The sequence below is a fragment of the Staphylococcus sp. EG-SA-2 genome (assembly GCF_017152085.1).
In genome coordinates, this window is the sequence record NZ_JACYHC010000566.1 from 1 (window position 1) to 3004 (window position 3004).

General features: G+C 28.0%; 4 protein-coding genes. All 4 read left to right on the forward strand.

Annotated elements, in window-relative coordinates; all coding sequences use genetic code 11:
• Positions 1-690: 690 nt before the first annotated feature.
• The gene (locus tag IDG60_RS09735; RefSeq protein ID WP_000584398.1) at positions 691-1197 is read left to right on the forward strand and encodes an SA1002 family membrane protein; all 507 of its coding nucleotides are present in this window, start codon (positions 691-693) and stop codon (positions 1195-1197) included.
• Positions 1198-1456: 259 nt separating this feature from the next.
• Positions 1457-1954 carry a complement convertase inhibitor Efb gene (efb, locus tag IDG60_RS09740; RefSeq protein ID WP_000791581.1) on the forward strand — a complete coding sequence of 166 codons (498 nt, stop codon included), beginning with the start codon at positions 1457-1459 and terminating at the stop codon, positions 1952-1954.
• Positions 1955-2103: 149 nt separating this feature from the next.
• Positions 2104-2454 (forward strand): complement inhibitor SCIN-B, encoded by a 351-nt coding sequence (gene scb, locus IDG60_RS09745; protein WP_000669537.1) that lies wholly within the window; start codon positions 2104-2106, stop codon positions 2452-2454.
• A gap of 361 nt (positions 2455-2815) precedes the next feature.
• Positions 2816-3004: hypothetical protein (locus IDG60_RS09750; protein ID WP_165624675.1), on the forward strand; the 189-nt coding region annotated here is incomplete at its 3' end.

Here is a 3004-nt window from a genome sequence, read left to right on the forward strand (position 1 = left end):
TTTTGTGATATTTTTTTTCATAATAAGTTCTCCCTGTAAAATAAATTTGTACTTACTAATGCGAGTACACTGCTATTTTACAAACGGTTTCATGCATTTACCAGTTAACACTTCATTAATTAAAATTAAGTGCAAATTAATAAGGTTTAATGCAATCGAAAAAGAATAATGATGAATTTGATGGTATTATTTTTATTTGAGGTATTATTGAATTTGTTGATAGTATAATAATAGTAGTAAACGTCACTCAACTATGATTGGATAATTTTTATTGTTAAAACGATATATATTTCTTTGCATTTTGTTTGCAATGTTGGGTAGACAAACACTCCAAATTGTTATACATATAGCTTTTTTGATATATATTTTTTATAAAACAAAGAAATGATTCATAGTAGAGAAGTAATTAATATGTATAATTTTACTTATAAAGAAATAAGAGATATATTCTAATTATGGTTGATATGTTATGATTAATATATAAGTTAAAAATTATACTATTTAGTTGAATTATGCATTTTCGAAGTAAGCATAATTCAACACTTACATTTTTAAATAGATAAAATAGTGTAAAATCACGTGCCAAGATTACTATAGAGTAGGCAATGAGTATTATTGGCAATCACTTAAGTGATTGTTATTTTTCGTGGTCAATAATAAAGATATAAATAAATATATTGAGGTCAAACGATGATAATTAAAATTTTAACAATTCTATTACTACTTTGTATATTGAGCTATTTGGTTACAAATAGAAAGAAGCCTTTTCTGTTCTTAAAGACACTCTTTATGGGTGTGGTATTTATCTTTATAGGATATATTTCACTGGCAATATCTGCCGTAATTATTTATGGTATTATTCAATTTATCACAATTGATTTTGGTAGTTTTTTCTTAATGGGTATTATATTGATCTTGATTTCAAGTATATTCCAATTATTTATAGTTAGATTACTTTTTAGAAAAAAGAATGTCGATTTGACAGAGGTTGTCGTTTTAGAGCATTTAATTCAATGGTTCTTAGTTTACTTTGCGATCTATCAAGCAGTAAATGAAAAAATGGACATTAATGATATTAATATCGACAATTTCCAATCTGTCTTTTTTGACGTGTCTAATTTGAATTTAGTAATTCTACCAACGTTAATCATTAGCTGGGTCACAATATTTAACTATAGAATGAGAAGTTACAAATAAAATCTATGAAATTATACCATCAGACACCAACATTCAAATGGTGTCTTTTTTTGTTGTGTGGTTTTATTTTTGAAATTCGAAAAAGTAGAGGCGTGAATTTTTTGACTAGTGTATAAGTGCTGATGAGTCACAAGATAGATAACTATATTTTGTCTATATTATAAAGTGTTTATAGTTAATTAATAATTAGTTAATTTCAAAAGTTGTATAAATAGGATAACTTAATAAATGTAAGATAATAATTTGGAGGATAATTAACATGAAAAATAAATTGATAGCAAAATCTTTATTAACAATAGCGGCAATAGGTATTACTACAACTACAATTGCGTCAACAGCAGATGCGAGCGAAGGATACGGTCCAAGAGAAAAGAAACCAGTGAGTATTAATCACAATATCGTAGAGTACAATGATGGTACTTTTAAATATCAATCTAGACCAAAATTTAACTCAACACCTAAATATATTAAATTCAAACATGACTATAATATTTTAGAATTTAACGATGGTACATTCGAATATGGTGCACGTCCACAATTTAATAAACCAGCAGCAAAAACTGATGCAACTATTAAAAAAGAACAAAAATTGATTCAAGCTCAAAATCTTGTGAGAGAATTTGAAAAAACACATACTGTCAGTGCACACAGAAAAGCACAAAAGGCAGTCAACTTAGTTTCGTTTGAATACAAAGTGAAGAAAATGGTCTTACAAGAGCGAATTGATAATGTATTAAAACAAGGATTAGTGAGATAATACTTCTGTCATTATTTTAAGTTCAAAATAATTTAATATTATATTATTTTTTATTAATAAAACGACTATGCTATTTAATGCCAGGTTAATGTAACTTTCCTAAAATTGACTATATAATCGTTAAGTATCAATTTTAAGGAGAGTTTACAATGAAATTTAAAAAATATATATTAACAGGAACATTAGCATTACTTTTATCATCAACTGGGATAGCAACTATAGAAGGGAATAAAGCAGATGCAAGTAGTCTGGACAAATATTTAACTGAAAGTCAGTTTCATGATAAACGCATAGCAGAAGAATTAAGAACTTTACTTAACAAATCGAATGTATATGCATTAGCTGCAGGAAGCTTAAATCCATATTATAAACGTACGATTATGATGAATGAATATAGAGCTAAAGCGGCACTTAAGAAAAATGATTTCGTATCAATGGCTGATGCTAAAGTTGCATTAGAAAAAATATACAAAGAAATTGATGAAATTATAAATAGATAATAAATAAAACAGGTTGAGACAAAAAATGGTCTTAACCTGTTTTCAATTTGCATATGTGATAAATTCTATATCAAAATGCTTATGTATAATGAATGACATTTAAAAGTAGGGGAGACAAATATAAATACAATAGTTCCTAGGATTACTCTCAAAATAACTATATCAATTATTTACTTTGCTCTTCTATTTTTTAAAATATGTACATGTTTAAATAATCAAAAGTGTACATTATTAAATTATCATTTCCAGTTCTAGTGCTATATTGGTAGTAGTTGACTAAATGAAAATAAGCTTATAACAAGTTTTTTCAATACTCGTGGGGCCCCAACACAGAGAATTTCGAAAAGAAATTCTACAAACAATGCAAGTTGGGGTGGGGCCACAACAGAGAGAAATAGGATCACCAATTCCAACAGACAATGCAAGTTGGCGGGGCCCCAACATAGAGAAATTGGATCACCAATTTCAACAGACAATGCAAGTTGGGGTGGGGCCCAACACAGAAGCTGGCGAAAAGTCAGCATACAAAAATGTGCAAGTTGGCGGGGCC

Coding starts and splice junctions, on each gene's coding strand:
- IDG60_RS09735 (WP_000584398.1), top strand. CDS start 691: ATGATAATTAAAATTTTAACAATTCTATTACTACTTTGTATATTGAGC.
- scb (WP_000669537.1), top strand. CDS start 2,104: ATGAAATTTAAAAAATATATATTAACAGGAACATTAGCATTACTTTTA.
- efb (WP_000791581.1), top strand. CDS start 1,457: ATGAAAAATAAATTGATAGCAAAATCTTTATTAACAATAGCGGCAATA.